Genomic DNA, 20,381 nt, shown 5'->3' with positions numbered 1-20,381 from the left:
GAGAGGTTTACGCACGGTTCTGAGAGGGCCGGGGGGTGAGACTCCCCCCGGCTACTCGCTTGACGCCGCGTGGTTCTCTCATGTGATGCTGGTCACTGCATTGTCCGAAATGGGCAATCGTCGTGCGGGGGCATTACGGGTGCGTGGTAACGGCCGGTAGTGGGTCTTGCAGCTTTCTTCCCATGATCGTCGGTGATCTCTACTGTTTGGCTCCTTGATCGTTGCGGGGAGGCAGGCATGGGTCGTCGGGGCGGGTTCTCGCTGCGCGGGTTGGGGCGTGGCCGGGGCTGGTGGTGGTTGACGGCGGTGTCGGCGGGTGCGTTGTTGGCCCCCCTGCTGGTGGTGCTGCCGGCTCATGCCGCGCCGGTGAAGCCGTCGGGGGTGGTGAATCCTGACGAGCGGTCGGTGGCGGTGTCTGGTGTGTCGGGTCGGGCTCGGCCGGCGGTGGAGTCTGATACGGCGGCGTTGGGGAAGGTGCCGGTGCCGGTGTGGCCGGTGGCTGGGTCGGCGGTGGTGCCGGTTTCGGGGGCGCAGGTTCAGGCGAAGCAGTCGGGGGTTGTGGTGGCGCCGGGTGGGTTGCCGGTGGTGGTGCGGCCGGGTGGTCCGGTGTCGGAGCCGCGTACGGCGGGGGAGCAGGCGGCGCAGGCTGCGGCTGTGGCGGTGTCGCAGGTGCAGGTTTCGGTGCTTGGCCAGGACGCGGCTGCGGCGTTGGGTGTCAAGGGTGTGGTGTTGACCGTCGCGCGCGCGGACGGGGACGCGGGGTCCGCGGCGGTGGGTCTGGATCTGGACTATGCCGCGTTCGCGACGGGGTATGGCGGTGATTACGGCGGTCGGTTGCGGTTGGTGTCGTTGCCGGGGTGTGCGGTGAGCACTCCGGCGTTGCCGGAGTGTCAGGTGCAGACGCCGTTGGGGTCGGTGAACAATCCGGTGTCGAAGCGGGTGTCGGCGGACAGTGTGCCGCTGCCGGGTGACCCGGCCGCCTCCGCCGCGTCGAGCAGTGCGTCGGCTGCGGGCGGTTCGGAGTCCACGGGTGCCGTGTTGGCGTTGACGTCGGGCAGTTCGTCGCAGGCGGGGGACTGGTCCAAGACGTCGTTGTCACCGTCGGCGTCGTGGTCGCACGGCGGTTCGTCGGGTGACTTCACCTACAGCGTGCCGTTGAAGGTGCCGCCGTCGTTGGGTGGTCCCACCCCGAATCTGCAGTTGCAGTACAGCTCGGGCGGCTTGGACGGCAAGACGGTGGCGACGAATGCGCAGGCGTCGTGGGTTGGGGACGGCTGGGACCTTGATCTGGGCTATATCGAGCGGTCCTACCGGAGTTGTGCCGATGACGGCAACGCGACCGGTGACTTGTGCTGGACGTCGGCGAACGGCAACAACGAGCCGATCTCGATCGTGATGGATGGCGTGTCGGGTCAGTTGGTGCGGGACAGCACGACCGGCGAGTACAAGTCGGCGATCCACACGGGGTGGAGCTTCCGCAAATACACCGGTGCGGTCAACTTTGACAATGACGGTGAGTACTGGCAGGTGATGTCGCCGGACGGGACGCAGTACTTCTTCGGTCACGGCGGTGCCTACAGTCCGACGGCGGTGCAGACATTTTCCACGGGGATCGTGCCGGTGTACGGCAACAACAGTGGGGAGCCGTGTTACAAGACGCCGGCGCAGGGTGGGTATGCGGCGTCGTCGTGTGCGCAGGCGTACCGGTGGAACCTGGACTACATCGTGGACCCGCTTGGGAACAGTGAGACGATCTTCTATCAGAAGACGACGGGGCGGTACGGGCGCAACAACAACACCGGTGTGCCGGCGGACTATGACGCCAACGTGTATCCGGTGCGGATCGAGTACGGCACCCGGCAGGGTTCGGAGGGTGCGCCTGGGAAGCCGGCGCCGATGAGGGTCGAGTTCAGCATCGACAACCGGTGCAACGATGTCGGCAGCTGCGGCATCGACGTGCCGTGGGACGTGTTCTGTGGGGTGACACCGACGTCGTGCCCGAACCAGACCAGTCCTGGGTTCTTCATGCAGTGGCGGCTGTCCGCGGTCACCACGAGCGTCCTGAAGGATGCGGCCGCGAACCCACCCGCCTATCAGACCGTTGATCAGTGGACCCTCGACCATGACTACCTGAACCCGGGCACCAGTGACACGGCCGCGTTGTGGCTGGAAGGGTTGCAGCACACCGGGTTCAAGGGCAGTACGCCGTTGTCGGAGCCGCCGATGGCGTTCGGTGGTGGGGCGTTGGACAACCGGGTCGACTACAACCTGTCCGCTGGTGTGCTCAAGCTGCGCCGGTTCCGGCTCAGCAGCATCGAGAACGGCGTCGGTGGTCTGCTGACGGTGTACTACGCGGGAACGGACTGCAGCCCGACGAACATCCCGAGCAACGCGAACAACAACATCTACCGGTGTTTCCCGCAGTACTGGTCGCCGCAGGGCGGCACGGCCGGGTTCGGCTGGTTCCACAAGTACGTGGTGACCGCGGTGCAGCAGACGGACATGGCCGATGCGACCGTGCCGCCGGTGCTGACCAGCTACGGCTACAGTCTGACGCATTCGCCCTTGACGAAGGTGTTGTGGGGTCATGACCCGTCCGAGACCGCGCCGCTGTCGCGGCGGTCGTGGTCGGACTGGCGTGGATACACCGATGTCACCACGACGACCGGGCCGGTCGGTGGCACGCAGACGGTGTCCTCCGACTTGTACTACCGGGGTCTGCACGGTGACCGCGCCGACACCAGCGGCGGCACCAGGACAGCCACCATCGATGACTCGCAGGGCACCACCACCGACTTCTACATGCTGCGCGGGCAGATGCGGGAGTCCACGTCGTTCCTGGCAGGTGGGGTGTACTCCTCGACGCTGCACAGCTACGGCTACGGCACCGTCGCGACCCGGCCCCTGGCCTACAGCATGGGCAGCCTGGTCGCGAACAACTTCGCCGAAACCGAGACCCGCACCCGCACCCACATCACCACCTCGACCGGGGCCGGCGGTTGGCGGTGGACGAAGACCACTACCACCACGGACAGTTACACTCTGCCGACCCTGATCCGCGACTGGGGCGACGAAGCCGACTTGAACGACGACCTCTGCACTGTGATCACCTACGCCGATCGCAGCGTCGACCCGGGCAACGGGCGTTATCACGTCAACTACCAGCGGCAGAACTTGCTGACCACCTGTGCCACCACCACCGTTGCCAGCGACTACGTGGCCGGGGCGTTTACCTATTACGACGGCAACACCACCGGCACTGGTCCGGTCGGCCAGGGCCTGGTCACCCGGGCCGACGCGTTGAGCCTGGTCGACGGCGCCGGCCCGAACTGGACCCTGCATTGGCAGAATCGCGCCAACACTGGCTATGACAGCTACGGCCGGGTCGTGTGGACCCGTGACCCGATGAACGACGACGACCACAAGTCCACCATCGAGTACATCCCTGCCGTGGACGCCCCGGTCAAAACGACCGTGACCGCCAACCCGCTCAGCCACGCCACCACCACCACGACGGACGGTGCCCGCGGCGTCCCGGTCACGGTCACCGACGCCAACGGCAAGACCACCAACGCGGTCTATGACCCGCTGGGCCGGCTCACCGACGTGTGGCTCAACCGCGCCGCGACCGGCACGCCGGACTCCCACTACGTGTACACGCTGTACACAGGCACAGGGTCACCTCCAACCTCGATCGCCACGACGGTGCTGGGCCCGAATGGCAACGGGATCACCAGCTACGACCTGTATGACGGCAACCTGCGACCCCGGCAGCACCAGAGCCCGGCTCCGCAGGCCAACGGCGGACGGGTCGTCACCGACACCCGATACGATGCACGTGGTCTCATCGCCAAAACGACCACCTTCTGGAACGTAAACCCGCCCGCCGGTCTGATCGAGAACTTCGCGGACATCGACGCCGGGATCAAGAACCAGCACCGCTACACCTACGACGGCCTCGGCCGGCAGACCATCGACGCGTTGTACTCCGTCAACACCCTGCAGTGGCAGACCACCACCGCCTACGACGGCAACCTCACCACCGTCACACCACCCACCGGCGGCATCCCCACCACCACCTACGTCGACGGCCGCGGCAACACCACCGAGCTGCGTCAGTACCTCAGCGGGACCCCTACTGGCAGCTACCATGCCACCACCTATGCCTATGACCTCCTGGACCGCCTCAGGCAGGTGCAGGACCAGTCCGGCAACACCTGGACCACCGGCTACAACCTGCTCGGCCAGGTCGTCTCCACCACCGACCCGGACAAGGGCACCACCAACTTTAGCTACGACCTGAACGGCCGGCCGACCACGGTCACAGACGCACGTCCAGGTAGCAGCACGACCGTCAAGTACGACGAGCTCGGCCGTAAGATTGGCCTGTACGACGGGGTCGGCACGACCGGGTTCAAGCAGGTGTCGTGGACGTATGACACGGTCGCCAACGCCAAGGGGCAGCTGACCTCATCCACCCGTTACGTCGGCACGGACGCGTTCACCAGCACCGTCACCGGCTACGACGACGGCTACCGGCCACTGGGTGTCACCACGGTGATCCCGTCGAGCCTGAGCATGCCGTGGCTGCCGAGCGGCTCGTACACCAAGTCAACGACGTACAAGGTCGACGGATCCGTGGCCACGTTGACATACCCCGCGGCGGGCGGCCTGCCCGCCGAGACGTTGACCAGTACGTACGACAACACCGGCAAGGCGCTGACTCTGAGCGGGTTGGAGACGCTGCAAACGTACGTGGCCGAGACGAGCTACTATTCATTCGGCGCCCCGTACCAGCAGGTCCTCGGTTCTGGCAGCAAGCGGGTCCGGCAGACCACCGACGTCGACGAGACCACCGGCCGGCTCACCAGCGCCAAAACCGAGACCGAGAACGCCGCGAACGCCAACACATGGATCGAACGGCTCACCGAAGCCTACGGCTACGACGACGCCGGCAACGTCAAGAACATCACCGAAACCTCGGCCGGGTCCACCGTGTCCAACCAGTGCTTCGGCTACGACGCGCTGCGCGAACTCACCGAGGCGTGGACCACGACCGCTGCGACGTGCCAGGCCAACCCGTCCCTCGGCGTGATCAGCGGACCCGACCCGTACTGGACCAGCTACCAGTACGGCACCGGCACCAACAACTACAGCAACGGCAACCGCACCCAGGAAATCCGCCACGCCATCGGCGGCGGCACCAACACCACCAGCACCTACACCTACCCCACCACCGGCAAACGGCACACCCTCACCAAGGTCGAGGCCACCGGCGGCAGCACCGGCACCGACAGCTACACCTACGACAACGCCGGCAACATGCTCACCCGCAACATCACCGGCAAACCCGACCAGAACCTCGGCTGGGACACTGAAGGCCACCTCGCCACCGTGAGCGACACCGCCGGCGTCAGCAGCTACATCTACGACGCCAACGGCACCCGCCTCGTATCGAAGGACCCTGCTGGGGCGACGGTGTACCTGCCCGGCTACGAACTGCGCAAGGTCGGCGGCACCGTCACCTGCACCCGCTACTACGGTGTCGCCAGCCGCACCCCAGCCGGCCTGACTTGGATCGCCGCAGACCACCACGGCAGCGGTCAGCTCGCGATAGACGCGGTCACCCAGACCGTCACCCGGCGCAAGACCGACCCGTTCGGCAACCCCCGCGGTACCGATCCAACCTGGCCCAACACCAAGGGATTCGTCGGCGGCACCCGCGACAACACCGGCCTCACCCACCTCGGCGCCCGCGAATACGAACCCACCACCGGCCGGTTCATCTCCGATGACCCGGTTACCGATGCGAACGATCCGCAGCAGATCAATGGGTATGTGTATTCCGCCGCGAACCCCGTCACCAGCAGTGACCCGACCGGCCTGCGCACCTGCAGCGGACCGCAGGACTGCGGCCAAGGCCTCGGCGGGACGAAGGAGGACTACTCCCACGGCAACCCGTTCTGGGGCAGCGGCGTGGACAAGAAGCACTCGGCCACGAGCAAGAAGGTCTGCGGCGGTAAAGGCAGCTGCTACCGCGGCAAACCGCTACCGTCAACGGGCTCTACCCCTTCGGTACAGGACCAGCTTTGTCAGGGCATGAGCGCCCGCGCCTGTGAAGCCACCATGGCGAAGTACAACCCGCCGCAACAGAAAACCATCATGAACACCGCGTCAGGTAAAATATCGGGCGGATCGTCCGATAGCTGCGGCTTTGTCGACTGCTTCTACTACGGCCCGGGTCCCGTCCCTGACGGTTGTATGGGAATGCCAGTCGTCCTGTGCAATGTGCTCATTGACATCGACAAGTACGCCATTGTGTCGGGTTCCGCCTGCTTCATGATCTGTTTGGGTGCCAATTACCAGAACGGCAAAGTGACTCCATTCCTTGGATTGGGAATCGGCATGGGAGTTGCGGGGACCGCCGGTTTCGTCAGCGCAACTCCTGCTGAACAAAATACGGCTGGCTGGGCGGCGTGCATGGGCGACGGGTTTGGTGCCTGCTATGTAGGCGGAGTCAAGGGAAAGAGGGGTGGCGGTGCGAACGGGCATTCGAACTTGTACCATGGTGGAACGGTTGGCCCTGGGGTCACCTTATGGGCAGGAATGACGTTTTCGCTGGGTACCCTTGATCTGGATACCTGGACATACACGCCCCCATCGGACTTCTAGCGACCTCCAAGGATCCTGTTATGCTGATAGTGGTGGGACTGGTTTTGATGATCGTCGGTCTCGTTCTTGGGGTGAACTATAAGGGGTTGGTTACAAAACATATCGCAATGTCGTCGCGATTCGTGGCACCGTTCAGTCCGCTCCGACGCGGCGTCTCTACCGAACGGCTGGCACGCCGGGAGTCCAATATGGTTCTCCTTGAACGCCTGCTCGGTGCAGTGCTGTTCTTGTGGGGACTGGGCGCTATTGTCAGCACCCTCTGGCACTGGATTTTCGGCTAGGCCTACCACCTCATGTCCCATTCGCGAGAGGCGTGCCGGCGTGATTTGTTCAGGCATTGGGATGTGGTGAAGTTCGCCCTTGGTATTGGTGTGAGGCGGGGATTGCGGCGTTTGGTGCACTCCATCGCTTCGCGCTGATATTGGCCAACCTTGGCCCTTCATGAAAGGCGTCCGTGGGTCATGATCAGAAATGAGGAAGTGCCTCCCGTTTGGGATCTGGCTTGTCTAGGGCCATGATCGCCTGCCACGGTAGGCACTTACCGAGTAAAGGCGTTTAGCGAGGCCCAGGCCAGGTTGCGGCAGCGCCGCAGTTGTCATGATCCGGGCCGGTCGCGGTCGATCTCGCGGTCATGCTCGCCGACGGCGGTGAGGCGATCTCGGAGGCTCTGTTGCGTTCGCCGTGGGCAAGATCGAGGCTTGAGCGGTGAAGCTCTCAAGCGGACGCTTGGCGTCTCCGCCCCGGTCTGCGTTCGCCGGGTTCCGGGTTTCTGCCGGAGGTGATCGTGGTCGCGGTCCGCTGGTACCTGCGTTATGGCCTGTCCTACCGCGACGTCGAGGAACTGCTCCTGGAACGTGGTGTCGAGGGGCTCTGTTGCATTCGCTGTTCGCAAGATCGAGGCAGGCTTGAGCAGTGAAATCTCCAAGCCGCTGGTGGACTTCGCCGCCGCAGTCAGCGTTCGCCGGGTTCCGGTTCCCGCCGGACGTGATCGTGGTCGCGGTCCGGCAGCTGCGTCATCGCGCCCGGGTAGCCGAAGGTGCCCGAGGACCAGGCGACCCCGCCGACCTCGTTGTACAGCACCAGGTTGCCGTCGCTCTGCACGATCATCGCGTACCGGTTGGGGGTGTACTTCGCCTCGGAGAGGAACACCTCGCCGCCGGCCCAGGTGAAGCCGTTGGCGTCGTAACGGCGGACGTTCGGGTTCGTGGTGGTGATGACGGCGAGTCCGTCGCCGGTGCGGACACCGTCGCGGAAACCGAAGTTGGCGATGCCGGCATCGTTCCGGCTCGTGCCGCCGCCACCGCCACCGCTCATGCCGTAGTCGCCGGTCGAGCTGCCGGACGCGTCCATGCCGCCGCCGACCCAGCCACCGCCGCCATCGCCGGTCTTGTCGCGGGCGCCGCCCAGCCGCCGCTGCGGTCAGGCGATGAGTGCTCTGGCCGGGATGTGGCAGTTGCCGGTGTCGTTGAGGTGTCGGCGTTTGCGGCGGATCACCTCGGGCAAGGCGATCCGGCCGTCGAGGATCAGGAAGAGGTCGTCGCCGTCGAAGGTGATGAAAGGGCAGCCGCTCGGGTGTGTCACCTGTAGGAAGCCCTCCGTGAAGCCGCTGATGCTGACGTAGAGGCCGAGGGTGTTGCGGCCCTTGCGCTGGATCTTGGCGGCGAAGATGTCCGCCTCGCTGCGCTCGATCCGCTCGCGGCACCACTTCGCCTCCAGCAGGAAGTCGTCGGAGTCGAAGGAGAACGAGCCGTCGATCTGCTCGTGCGGCAGTTTGTACGCCATCCTCGGCTGCATGTCGTACAGGTCGAAGAGCCGGTACAGCACGCCCTCGAACCTGCGGCCACGCTCCTGCCGGTCCGTGAACTGCTCCAGCGTCACGAACTGCGTCTGCAGGTCAGCCAGCGCCGCCGCCTCGCGCTGGCGGGCGGCGTCAACGATCTCGGCGCTGCGCCGCTGCGCCTGCAGACGCGCTGCCGCGTCGATGTCGTGCCGGTACCTGTCCGTCAGCGCCTTCAGCTGCGCGACCGCGGCCTCTGCCCGCGCGATGAGGTGTGCGCCGTCGACCTGCCCGGCGAGGTTCGGGAACGTCGTGAACTCCGCGAGGTCGAGCATCATCTGCAGCACGGTCTGGTGGTACCGGCTGTCGCCGGCCATGAGCTGCACCAGCACGCCAGCCACCGTCCGCTTGTACTGGGTGAAGTCGAGCTGGGCCAGCAGCTCGGGATGCTCATGCAACGCGAGCCGCAGGTGCCGCGCGAACGGTGCCTTGTTCCAGAACACCACCGACAACGCGTCCACCAGCGCCTCGTACGCCTGCGGCGCGATCCGTTTCATCACCAGACCAGAGGTCAATGCCATATCACTTTCCCTGAGCCTGCAAATGGTCGACGTGGTCGTGCGGTGCGGCCGACACTGGCTCACCGGCAGCGGTCGGCCAATGAGGCACAAGATCGACATAGAGGTCGTCGCCCAGACCGGGACGCACCGTCGGCACCAGCAGCCTGTCGGCACCGATCGATGACGGCCGACCGAGGCCGTAATGCGCCTCGAGCCGCTCCAGCACGGCGGCGGCCACCGTCTCCTCAAGAGGCGATCCTTGCCGCATCCCGCGGTCACGCATGGCATGCACTGCGCATTCATCGTGCAGCCGCTGACGCAAGCGCGTGACCAGACCGGCGTCGAACCCGCAGTCAGGTCGACCCCGCAGCGGCGTCACCAGTCGAACAGAGCCGAACGCACCGATGCCGACGATCTTTGTGCTGCTCAATGCCAGTGACCACGGCAGCGTGCTGGACGTCCAGGCACCGCACTGCGTCGGAGGAGCCGGCGTTCCGCGCCCGCTCACGGTGTCGATGTTGTCCAAGATCAGCAGCATGATGGTGCGGCCGTTCGCCTCGGCGCGCGCGAGGTCGCGGGCCACGCTCGAGGACCTGCCGGTGCCCGCCGCGTGCCACACGGTCCACCCACCCGTTGGCCTCCACGGCACCGGATCGAGGTCGACGCCGTGGCTGACCAGGCTGGTGGAGAGGTAGAGCGGGGCACCGCCCCCCAGCGAATACCGCCACGTTCCGGTGACCTTCGCGGGCCGCGTTTCAACCCGCTGACCAGCGGCTGCGGCAGACGGACGGCGGGTGCGCAACTTCGCCGCAGCGACGATGCCGGCAGCCTTCCGCTTGGCCTCGGCGATGATGCGGCTCGCCTCGGCGTACGGGTCCTCAATGTCCGGCGCCGCGTCCGCGTCCGTTGCGGGTTTGCGGTCCGCGCCGAGCACCACCGACGACACGTCCGCGGCGAGACTGCGGATCTCGGCGAGCGCCTGACGGAGTTCGGCAAGGTCCGCGAGCCGCTGCTCGGCCTGCGAAACACGATGACGGGCAGCAACCCGAAGCCACCGCTCCGCGCGTTCGAAGTCCCCGCGCTCCAGATAGGCCGATCCGAGCTCAATGGCGTCGAGACCGAGCTCGATCGCGTCGGCCTCGTCGGCGAGCCGGTCACGGACCTCCACCGGCATAGTGGCGATCGCCGCCATCATGTCCTCGAAGCCGACCGTCGTCGCGTCACGATCCGGCGCCGGTGCCGACGTGCCCGCCGCGTGCGCCGTGCGCCGCATCGGGTCCATACCGGACTCGTCGATCTGGGGAACGCTCACTCGGCCACCTCCGGCGTGTGAATGCGGCTGGCCTCGTAGCCAGCCATGGACGGATTGCGAGACATCGCCCGGCGGGCGTCGGTGAGCGTCGACTTGACGGTCTCCGCGCCGATGCCGAGCACTGCGGCGACCTGTTCTCGGGACAGGTCATCGATATCGGACAGGATCAGCACCTGCCGCTGGCGGCCGGTCAGGCGGGCCAGCGCCCGTTCCATGCCGACCCGGGCAGGCACCGTCTGTCCAGGGTCGACGGCGTCCAACCAGAACCCGGCCGGCCGCTGGAAATCCTGTTCGAACAGCACCTCGTCGTCCGACAGCGCCTCCACCCGGTGGCGCCGCCGGTACCAGTCGACAACCCGGCGCCGCGCGATGGCGAACAGCAGCTCCCGCGCCCGGCGATGGGTGCCCCACCGGTGGGCCAGGCCGGCCCACGTCTCCTGCTCGATGTCCCTCGCAGCCTCAGCATCACTCACCCGCCTCCGGATGAACGCCTCCAACCGCTCATGCTCGGCTGTATAGAGGTCACGAAGATCGGCTCCCGCCGAGGGCACGCTGTCGGCCGCCACAATTGATCATCCGTTCGTCGGGCTGGACTCGGTCAAGAGAGCAGATGGTGCTGAACGAATACGGCGCGAGAGCAGCCCGAACGGCGGCCCTGGCGGCAGTCCGCCACCGACATTTCGTCGCCCGCTCGGGGTTCTTCAGAGCGCTCGAGAGTTAAGTCTGCGAACCGGCTCTCCGCGGGGGAGCATGTGATCTGTATCACACCGCGCGGCAACCCGGGCGGCGCGAACACGGCCGGGTGCCTGAATCTGATCGTTCGGAGTCACCGGCCGGGTCGGCCCGTTGAACCGACCCGGGGCGAGCGGACCGTTGTGGCCGGATGGCGGTTCAGCCGCGCCGGTCGGGGTGAATCTGCGCGGCCGCCAGGCGCCGGAGGTCTTCCACGCCGAGGAGGAGATCCTCGGGCCGGCCGCGGTCGAGACGCCCCTCAGCTTTGATCTTGGCGTGCTCGGCCAGCATCCGCTGATAGACCGCAGCCCTTCGACTGTGCGAGTTGCCGCGATCGTTGGACATCGAGAACGTCCCCTGCAGCTCCGTCCAGCGCCCCTGGTCAAGGACGAGGTATCGGGCGTAGGCGAGCATGTGGCCCTCGATCGGATCGTTTTCGTCGAACCCATCGAAGCGCAGGGCGCGACGGAGGTCGGCGTCAACTTCGATCTTGTCGGCCGTCAGCTTGTTCAGGCTGTGGGTGACGATGCGGAAGAGGTCGAGCACGTCGAGGACGAACCCGCTGTCGCGGGGGCCGAGCTCCGGGAGGATGCCGATGAACTCCTTGTAATACTCGCCGACGAACCCCTCCTCGATCACCTTCGCGCGGTCCAGCTGGTAGTCCTTATCGCCGTCGACGTCGTTGTCCTCGCCCACGACGCGGGCGAGGATGCGATGCAGCAGGGCCAGCTGCTGCCGCTCCACCACCGTGAGGCTCAGCGGCGAGATCTCCGGACGCATGTCCGGATGCGTCGCCTGCCCGTTGCGCAAGAGCAGTTCGTCGAGCGCCCAGCGGATCAAGTCGCTCAGGCTCTGCCCCCGCCCGCGGGCCAAAACCTCAAGTTCTTCCTTGATCGCGTCATCAAGGCGAAGCGTGATGGTCGCCATGGAGCCCCTTCTCGGTGTTCCGTAATCTTGTCTTACTGTATGCACTACTGTAAGACAGGAATGCGCCAGCGGCAACTGCTTAAGGCGGAGACCCAAGAGTCGGGGTGGCGCGTGTGGTCGTGCCGCCGCCCGACACCGCTATCCGATCCGCCAGCCCTCCCGCTTCTGCGGTGCCCGGAGGGCGGCGCTCAAGGTCTCGTCGAGCCTCACGTCGCGATTGAAGAGGCCGATCGACCAACCACGCCGCTGCGGCGTGTGCGGCCGTCTGGAGCGGCGCAAGGACGTCAACGTTCAGCGCTTCGGCGAGCGGGCTCGCCGGCACGAAACCGACGAGCCCTACCAACTCGCGCGGGTTGCTACTCGAAGAGCGCCGCGACGGGCCGCTCGGTCGAGATCATTGGGTGCGCCGACCCCTCGATCGGGTGCAGGAGCGCGCCACTCAACCCTCGCAGAGCCGCTGGCCGAGGTCGAGATCCGCCTTGAGGGGCAGGACTGTGACGGCGTACCAACCAGCACGTCGATCATCGTGCCCGAGGTGCTCGCGAAGACGGTCGCGGACCGCAGCCCGCGCCGATGGTCGGCGGACGTTGCCGACGTACCGACACCGTCCGAGGGAATCCCAGGCGATGCACACCGCCGCCCGCGGCGTCACCCGCGCGAGCAGCCGCCCGCATTGTCATCGTGAGGCTGTCGGCGTTGGTGCTGGCGGCGGCGTGGGGCACCTGCAAGGCCGGCGCAACCAGGCGAACCGCCTCCGCAGATCGAGACGCACCCTGACACCTCGCCCTTGATGTCGCAGCGACACCACCTCTACGCAACATGACCTAAGTCACAGCGTCTTGCCGACGCCTTAGAAAGTCGAAAACGCATATCTCTTCCCCGTAGAACATAGGGGAGGGGACCTATACGCATGTCTCATTTGGGCAAAACGGACAAAGGCTACACAGTAACTGAATTTGATGTGATGCCGCTGCTGCAGATGACACCGCGACTCCGTCCGATCACCTCGACCACCGCGGTCGCCGCACCGCAGATCGAGGCTGAAAGCGAGCTGGACGCCGACCGGGCCGAGGAGGCTCGCCTCATCGCAGAAGTCCGCCGCCGGAACGTCTGCGAGGGCCCTGCCTGGGACGTACTGCACGACCGCCTGTGGATCTACGCGTGGAAAACACTGCAGCGCAAGATCGCCTCCGGTGAGATTAGCGCCCTGGTCTCCAAGCATGACCCGTTTGGCGACCTCCACCTCAGCCCAGAAGACGCCGTGGTGCTGCGCCGATCCCCGGACGACCGGGCCGAACTTGCAATCGATGTCATCCGAACCGCGCTCGAGGACTTCAAACGCAACGCAGTACTTAAGGGCAAGTGGTCGCCCACCGCCGGAGCCAGCCTGACCACGTACTTTCTCGGGACCTGCGCCCTGCACTTCCGTCGCACGTACTGGACGTGGTCCGAAGAGCGGTTCGGCCGCCTCGAACGGACCGCCGCCCGTTTTGGCATCGACACCACCTACGTCGAACGGCACTTCCGCGCGATCGACTCCGACGCTTCGGTCGATCCGTGGCGGCTGGAATTGGCACAGTTCCTGCTGTCGAAGGCCGACCCCTTAACCAAGACGATCTTCCTCCTGAAAGTGCGGGGGTTGACGCATGCCGAGATCGCAGCGGAGATCGGCATGTCCACAGCCGCCGTCAGCTCCCGGGTCCGGCGGTTCAGCAACTCGGCGAAGGCCACGCTCGCCATCCAGGAGACCCACTACGCGAAGGCGAGCGCCGCATGAAGGCAGGCACGCTCGTCGGCGGCACCGTGCTCACCGGCCTGGTGGGCGGCCTATCCCAAATCGCCGGCGTCCCATGGGGCGCGGTGGTCGCGGTCGTCGTCCTCGGCCTGCTGTTCACCTTCATGCTGGGCCTCGCCCAGGTCCTCGTGCCGCAGGAGTCACACGACAAGGTCCTGTTCTGGGAGAGAGTCCTGACGTACTGGGACCGGCGCCGCACGACCATGTCGCTTCAGGACCGACCACCGCTCCGGCTCGGCAACACTGCAACCGAACAGGACATGACCGTCATCCCCGCGCCGCGGCCGGCGACGTCGAACGAGAGCGCGCCAGCACGCTCTCCTTGACCCGCATGCGGTGCGGAGGCACGAAGCGCCGCACCTCGAGTTCGACGTTGAGCCCGGCCGTGCGCTACAGCTGTCGCGCACGGCCTTGGTTTGGCGATCAGTTTCGAGCTTCTTCAAGATCTGCTCGATGCTGGCGCGGAGGATCGGGTGCAGCGACTTGATCGAGAACTCGGAGAGCGACCAGTCGACCGAGCCACAACCATTTTCCGCCGACCCGCCGACCCGCCGACCCGCCGACCCGCCGACCCGCCGGAGCGATGCCGCGGGCGCTAATCCATGGACGATCCGAGCTTGACGGTCCGGCGCTTGAACGGCACCGGTCCACCTTCCAGGTGGTACAGCGTCAGGACGTTGAGGTCGTGACGTTCGAGGGAGCCGGTCGCCTCGACGACGCCGTTGCTCGCGTCGGAGATGAGGGTAATGATCATTTCGGCGTCGGCGGAGACGACGAGGCCGGGGCTGCGGGTGGCGAAGATGTACTGGCGGCTGCCGCGCAGGTCGCGGAGCTTCGCGACGAGGTATTCCTCGATCCACGGCGCGTGGAGTGCGTCCTCGGGCTGGTCGATGATGAGTGGGTCAGTGCCGTCGGCGAGGGCGATGATGAGGATGGCGGTGCATTTCTGGCCGTGGGCGAGGCGCTCGATCGGCACGTAGTCGTCGTTGGGGCGCTTGCGGAACTCGACGGAGAGGCCGTCGTGCAGGTCGAGGGTCTGCATGCGCAGGAAGTCCTCGATGGCGCCCTTCTCCCGCGCGTGCTCGAACAGGGTCTCGATGTGCTTACGCTCGGCGCCGGTGGCGTCGTGCACACCGTCGACGTCGTCGGCGAGGAACGAGCGGACCAGCTTGACCGGGGTGGACCTCTGGCAGATCTGCTGGAGGACCGGGGCGCGCAGCCGGGAGCCTTTGGCGATGGCCGAGAGGTCGGTCAGGTAGGCCGAGTCGTCGTTCTCGGGGAGCATCTTGATCCGGACGATGCCGCCCATCAACTTGTTGAGCGCCTTGATCCGCTCCTCACGCCGGCGCCGGCGCGCCTTGCGCACTTCGAGCAGTTCGGTGATCAGCTCTTCCCGGTAGGTCGTGGCCGTGGTCAGGTCCGGCAGGAACTCGTCGTTGAGCTGGGCCTGCTGCGCGTCGAGTTTGGCCTTCTCCGTCTGGAGTTCGACCAGCCGGGTGCGCAGCGCGGCGAGACCCTTGTTGTCGACGTCGATGCGGCTGACCGCGTCGGCGAGTTCACGGTCGAACTGCCGGTACCGCTCGAGCCACTCCTGCCGGACGGCGACCAGTTCCTTGTTGACCATCAGCAGGACCTGGGTCAGCTGCGCGTTTGCCGCGTCGATCGCCTCGCGCACCTGCGTGTAAGCGGCCTGCGCCCGCTCGTAGAGGTCCTGGTTGTCGACGATGGCGGCCGAGCACCGGAACTTGTCCGCGCCGTCGGTGCGGGCGGTGACCTTCAGTTCGGGGATGCCGACCACGGTCTCGAAGAGGGCCTTCTCCGCGCTCCACTTCGCCTGCATCTTGAGGGTCTCGCCGTCGAACAGGCCGGACAGCTCCTCCAGTCGCTTCTCGACGTCCGGGAGGGTCTGCAACTTCTCCCGCACCTGAGTGATCTTGGACTCGAGCGAGCCGATGAGACGGCCGTTGTCGTTGAGGCGGTTCTCCGCATCTGTTTCGCGGACCTCGAACTCGGTCAGGTCGAGCGCGGCGTCGATGAGCGCCATCCGGCCGACCGGCGTCCGCGCGTACTCGATCACTTCGCTCTGCGAGAACCCGGTGATCGCGATCCGGCCGGACAGCCCGGTCAGCTGCTCGGTGTCGCCGACGAACTCCGGCTCCGTGGACCCGTCCTCGAAGTAGGCGCGGCGTACGAGGCACCGCGCATTGCCGCGGGTGAGCACGACCTCGACGGTCGAGCCCGAGGTGAGGGCGTACTTGAGCCGGGAGTCGACCTCCTTGCGCACCTGCGGGAAGTCGACGGGGTCGGTCTGCTGGTCGAGGGCGAACCGGACCAACTCGATGAGCAGCGACTTGCCCGCGCCGGTCCCGCCGAGCAGGCAGTTGAGGTCGCACGAGAAGTGGAACTGCTGCCCATCGAGGAACCCGCCCGTCACGGTCACGGACTCGATTACCGTGTGCTCTGGCGCCGGGGGCCGCACCAGGCTGACGCGCAGTGCCGGGTCCGCCATCGCATGCCGCAGTCCGCGCAGATCGGGCCTCGACGCCTTGATCCAGGTCCGGCGGTCTCCGATCCCGTGCAGGACGTGCCAGCTCGCGCCCGAGGCCGTCGTGTCGGAGCTGCGGACGACCGCGAGCTCGCGCCGGCTGCCGAGGCGGGCCTTGAGCCGCTCGGCCTCAGCGATGTCGACGACCTCGACGGCGCCGATCGCCGGGTCGAGCAAGGTCTTGGTGACGTGGTCGGCGACGGGAATCCTGAGCAGTCCCTTTTCGCGGTCGGCGTGCGCCGCGATCGCCAGGCCGCCCCTGGCGGCGACGGTCCTCGCCGTTTCGGCGAAGCCGGTGCTCAGGGCTTTGTGGAGGTCGCCGTGGTCGGCCCGGAGGATCTTGAGCTCGACGAGGACGTCCTCGACGATCTGGGCCGGGGTCCCCTCCTCCCAGATCGCGAGGAGATGTCCTTCGGCTGTGCTGAGCTCCACGCCGGGTAGCACCACCAGTGGCGTGTCCCGGGCGGCCTCGGCCATCCTGTCGCACCAGTCCGCGGTGTTGTGATCGGTGACGGCGATCGCGTCCAGTCCCGCCGCGATCGCCGCATCGACGATCTGACGGGCCTCGGTGGCGCCGTAGGTGACCACGTCGACGTCCCGCGAAGCCGGGGTGTGTACATGCAGATCAACAGCCCAGAACCGCGCGGGCCCGTGCTTCGCGTCCGTCGGCGAAGCCGCCCGGCTGATCTCGTGTGATGCTGTCGTCAAGGCTCTCGCTCCGTAGATTCCTTCGACTCGTCCGAGCGTCCGAGTCGGCACTGTAACGGTCAGCGACCGAACTATGGCCGCGACACTCGGTCATACGTACGAACAGGGCTAAAAGAAGGACCGTCGGTCAGACCATCGGCGGGGTCCGACGGCGTTCGCCGAGCAGCGGTGCGAGCTGACCCGGCCCTGTACCCGGCACGGCCGCCCGCGGCTCCGGCAGCCGTCGGATATGGTCGGCCACCCGCATCCGAGGACCGTGTGGCCGATCGCCCGCGAATCAGTTACCGAGCGTAGGAAGCCGGATCGGTCTACCGCTGCTTCGGATGCTCGGCAGGCGCATGGTGTCTGCCGGCCGCAGCACCGCGCCGACGCGTCCCTCGACCCGCCGCACGAGGCTCGCCTCGGTGTCCGGGACCAACGGCACCACCATGAGCCGGATCCAGCGTGTTGCCCGGCCGGCCCGCACGTGCTCCTGGATCCGGTCGCCCACGCCGGACCGCCCTGACCGCGCGACGCTGCCGACGTATCGGATGGCGTTGGTCGAGTCGGCGGCGATGTAGACGGCCGCTGCGAACTCCGACCACACCTTCTCCTCGGTGATCTGCAGGAGGGTCGCGGCCACCGGAACTCTTCGGAGCAGGGCCGCTCCGGCGAGGTCACAGGCGGTCTCGTACGCCTGAGGGCTCAGCGCCCGGCCGAGGCGGGTCACCGCTCGTCCCCGCTGTCGTCGAGGTCAGCCCGCATCCGAATGGCACGGCGACGCGCGCCGCGCCACTCCGAGACGAACTCGGCGACCTCGTCGAGCATGCGCTTCATCTCGGGATCGTCGTAGCCCTTCGTGTCCACCAGCGCCACGCCCTGGTGGTCGACAACGTCGTTCACGTCGGTCGCCGCGGCACGCAACTCCTCCAGGTGCATGCGGAAGTCGGCGATCGCGGCGGCGAAGAGATCCTCGGGGGTGTTGTGCGTGATGGTCTTGTCGTTGGAGAGCCGCGCGAGCTCACGCAACCGATCGGCCGTCAGCAACGCGACCCTCGGGAGGCGCCTGTCCTTCGGGGCGGTCCCGTCGGGCAGCTCCTGCGGATCACGACCCGCCCGACCGTCCAGCACGACCTGGCACAGCTGACGCAGACCGGCTTCGGTCTTCGTCAGCTGCCGGATGATCTGCTGGGGCTCCGTGTTGCTCCCACGACCACCGAACTCGGAACGGGTCAGCAACTGGGTGCGCGCCGCGACGAGGTGATAGCTCGCGAGCGTGGCAAGCTCCGCGGTGTACGGGCCGACGCTGCTGCCGTCCGTCTCGTCGAGCTCGATCTCCGCCTCGGCCAGAAGGTCCAGCGGCTCCTCGCGGGTCAGCTCGACGCCGCGCAGCGCCGACCAACGCCAGGCCCGTTCCAGCGCCGAGCGCAGCGCCGTGAGCCGCTTGTCCGCGGGGAAGCTGCGCAAGGCGACCTCGGCCGCGAGTTGGGTACGTTCCTCAACCTTCGGCCGCGCGCCCGTGAGGTCGACGACCGCCTCGTTGACCGCCCGAGCCTGCCGCGTGTTCGCCTGCGGGTTGAGCGCACCGCAGGCAAGGACCGCGAGCTCGTCGTCGAGAAGATCGTGGTCACGGTCAGTGCCGTCGAGGATGTCGCGGATCTCCTCCGCCGTCATCTCCCCGACAGCCGGCAGCAGGTCGCGCTGGTAGAGCTTGTCGACCGCGGCGTTGGCCTTGGCGTTGAGCGTCGTCGCGGTGGTGAAGTTCATCGGCGGCGCCATGTGCAGGTGCGCCACGAACCGCCGGCGAGCCCGGTCGAACTCGCGCGAGGCGTTGAAGTCGATGATGACCCGCGCGTTGGGCATGATCGAGCAGCGGACCTTGCGGGCCTGCTCGGCGGTGACGTCCTCACGGTCGGCCCACTCGGTCAGGCTCAGGTGCAGGGTAAGCGCGCGACGGGTGCCCGGACGCAGGTTCCAGACCGCGTCCTTGAACGTGATCCCGAGCCCCTGGTGAGCGGCGACGGTGCGGCCGAACCCGTCCGTGGACTCCAGGACGGTCACCTGGCCGACGTCCGTGGTCAGCCGCAGGAAGCTCAGCCACCCCGGCGTCTCGATGCCCCGGTCCTGGATCGACGGGACATGCGGGTTGTTCGCCGCCATGTCATCGATCCTCGGGGCCATCTGGTCGATCATCGAGTCGGCGGAGTCCATCTCGAAGGTCAGCAGCGGCTGCCCCTCCAGGGCCCCGAACCTGGGCATGTGGATCGCGCCGCGGGCGTGCTCGCCCTCGAACCGGATGTTGTCCGGCGAGGGCACGATCCGCCACGTGAGGACGTCGAACTCGATGTAGGTGAACTCGTCGGTGCCGAACCGCTGGACCATCGGCGTCCGGAGGGCCCGGCGCAGCTCCTGCTGGTCAGCGGCGGCGTGCGCCAGCGTCTTCGCGAGCTCCTCGCTCAGCCCGGCGGCCACCCCGGCCGCGACGCTCTTCGCGATCACCGCCGCCGAGGCCGGCGGACGCAGCCGCGCACCGATCAGCTGGTGATCGACAATGTCCGACTCGAAACTGGGGTCCGCGTCATCGGCGGGCACGGAAACGGGCGCCACGGAAGTCCTCCTCGAACTCCGAACTGCTCACCACGTTGGTCAGCAGAAGGGCGAGGACCCAGTCCGACTCGGCACCGTCTCCCCACCTGTCCCTCTCGGCCGGGATGGCCGTCCAGGGTGTGTGGTGCACGCCGCCGGCTCACCGCTCCTTCAGGACACCCGCCGATCTGTGACGGATGGAGCCTTGGCCCGAGCGGGACCTCAAGGAGGTCAGCGACCGAACTGGAGAAGATCAACCTGGCAACGCGAAACAACTCGGACGGCACCTTAGCAGATCCACTCGCGCACCGCGTGGCATAAACGGACACCCCACCAAAAAGGTGACGACCGCGCACCCGGCAGGCACGAACCCGGCTACCCAGCCGCGCAACACGACCGCGTGGAACGACGTGAGCAACCCGCCACCGAGGCGCGACTCAACGTCACCCTCCGCGCGTCGACCGCACCGTCCCACCGATCGGGCCGCAGTCCGCGATCAGCTGAAAACCAAGGCAAATCAGATGGCGACACGGCGCCGCCCACGGCCATTCCCAACGGCGGAGCGGCGCGCAAGGTCCAGACCGATCGACGCGGGCCAGCACGCACCGACATAGACCGATCTGGACCGTTCCGAAACAGCCGATCACTTTCGGAACACTTCAGGTCCACAGTGGACAAACAAAAAGAGACGGCTGATCTACGTTTCCGCAGGTCAGCCACCTCTTGATCTTGCGCGCCCGAAGGGACTCGAACCCCTAACCTTCTGATCCGGTGCGCCGTGAGGCGCT

Annotated in this window: 13 protein-coding genes; 4 read left to right on the top strand and 9 right to left on the bottom strand. The window is 66.8% G+C overall.

What is annotated here, in order from left to right:
• Nucleotides 1–890: 890 nt before the first annotated feature.
• Nucleotides 891–1,142 (bottom strand): hypothetical protein, encoded by a 252-nt coding sequence (locus ACFPIJ_RS64355; protein ID WP_380129440.1) that lies wholly within the window; start codon nt 1,140–1,142, stop codon nt 891–893.
• Between the two features lie 31 nt (nt 1,143–1,173).
• Here ACFPIJ_RS64355 and ACFPIJ_RS64350 point away from each other — a divergent pair, with 31 nt between their 5' ends.
• Both ACFPIJ_RS64350 and ACFPIJ_RS64345 read left to right on the top strand, forming a co-directional pair.
• Nucleotides 1,174–6,672, top strand: coding sequence for an RHS repeat-associated core domain-containing protein (locus ACFPIJ_RS64350; protein ID WP_380129439.1), 5,499 nt, complete (start codon nt 1,174–1,176; stop codon nt 6,670–6,672).
• A gap of 20 nt (nt 6,673–6,692) precedes the next feature.
• Entirely contained in the window at nt 6,693–6,953 is a 261-nt protein-coding gene (locus tag ACFPIJ_RS64345; protein WP_380129438.1) for a hypothetical protein, read from the top strand.
• Nucleotides 6,954–7,623: 670 nt separating this feature from the next.
• Here the strand turns inward: ACFPIJ_RS64345 and ACFPIJ_RS64340 are convergent.
• From ACFPIJ_RS64340 to ACFPIJ_RS64320, 5 genes are all read right to left on the bottom strand, one after another.
• Nucleotides 7,624–8,022 (bottom strand): hypothetical protein, encoded by a 399-nt coding sequence (locus ACFPIJ_RS64340; protein ID WP_380129437.1) that lies wholly within the window; start codon nt 8,020–8,022, stop codon nt 7,624–7,626.
• A 69-nt stretch (nt 8,023–8,091) separates the two neighbouring features.
• A complete protein-coding gene (locus ACFPIJ_RS64335) occupies nt 8,092–9,006 on the bottom strand; it encodes a hypothetical protein (protein WP_380129436.1) in 915 nt (304 codons plus the stop codon).
• A 25-nt stretch (nt 9,007–9,031) separates the two neighbouring features.
• On the bottom strand, nt 9,032–10,321 hold the full coding sequence (locus tag ACFPIJ_RS64330) for a hypothetical protein (protein ID WP_380129435.1): 1,290 nt from the start codon (nt 10,319–10,321) through the stop codon (nt 9,032–9,034).
• Nucleotides 10,318–10,887: an RNA polymerase sigma factor gene (locus ACFPIJ_RS64325; protein ID WP_380129434.1), complete on the bottom strand. Its 570-nt coding sequence runs from the start codon at nt 10,885–10,887 to the stop codon at nt 10,318–10,320. Before ACFPIJ_RS64325 ends, ACFPIJ_RS64330 begins: the two co-directional genes overlap by 4 nt.
• Nucleotides 10,888–11,212: 325 nt before the next feature.
• On the bottom strand, nt 11,213–11,980 hold the full coding sequence (locus tag ACFPIJ_RS64320; protein ID WP_380129433.1) for a YfbU family protein: 768 nt from the start codon (nt 11,978–11,980) through the stop codon (nt 11,213–11,215).
• A gap of 964 nt (nt 11,981–12,944) precedes the next feature.
• Here ACFPIJ_RS64320 and ACFPIJ_RS64315 point away from each other — a divergent pair.
• Nucleotides 12,945–13,757: a sigma factor-like helix-turn-helix DNA-binding protein gene (locus ACFPIJ_RS64315; protein WP_380129432.1), complete on the top strand. Its 813-nt coding sequence runs from the start codon at nt 12,945–12,947 to the stop codon at nt 13,755–13,757.
• Complete coding sequence (locus ACFPIJ_RS64310) at nt 13,754–14,101, top strand: hypothetical protein (RefSeq protein WP_380129431.1); 348 nt, start codon at nt 13,754–13,756, stop codon at nt 14,099–14,101. Before ACFPIJ_RS64315 ends, ACFPIJ_RS64310 begins: the two co-directional genes overlap by 4 nt.
• 269 nt (nt 14,102–14,370) lie before the next feature.
• On the opposite strand, the gene ACFPIJ_RS64305 is transcribed toward ACFPIJ_RS64310, so the two are convergent.
• The 3 genes from ACFPIJ_RS64305 to ACFPIJ_RS64295 all read right to left on the bottom strand — a co-directional run bounded on the left by ACFPIJ_RS64305 (nt 14,371) and on the right by ACFPIJ_RS64295 (nt 19,614).
• Nucleotides 14,371–17,028 (bottom strand): PHP domain-containing protein, encoded by a 2,658-nt coding sequence (locus tag ACFPIJ_RS64305; protein WP_380129430.1) that lies wholly within the window; start codon nt 17,026–17,028, stop codon nt 14,371–14,373.
• A gap of 277 nt (nt 17,029–17,305) precedes the next feature.
• Entirely contained in the window at nt 17,306–17,737 is a 432-nt protein-coding gene (locus ACFPIJ_RS64300; protein ID WP_380129429.1) for a hypothetical protein, read from the bottom strand.
• Nucleotides 17,734–19,614 carry a hypothetical protein gene (locus ACFPIJ_RS64295; protein ID WP_380129428.1) on the bottom strand — a complete coding sequence of 627 codons (1,881 nt, stop codon included), beginning with the start codon at nt 19,612–19,614 and terminating at the stop codon, nt 17,734–17,736. Before ACFPIJ_RS64295 ends, ACFPIJ_RS64300 begins: the two co-directional genes overlap by 4 nt.
• Nucleotides 19,615–20,381: the final 767 nt, after the last annotated feature.

This window comes from Dactylosporangium cerinum, from assembly GCF_042653625.1.
In the GTDB taxonomy this organism is placed as follows: domain Bacteria; phylum Actinomycetota; class Actinomycetes; order Mycobacteriales; family Micromonosporaceae; genus Dactylosporangium; species Dactylosporangium cerinum.
Note: the sequence above shows the minus strand (reverse complement) of the source record. Positions and strands in the feature narration are given on the sequence as shown.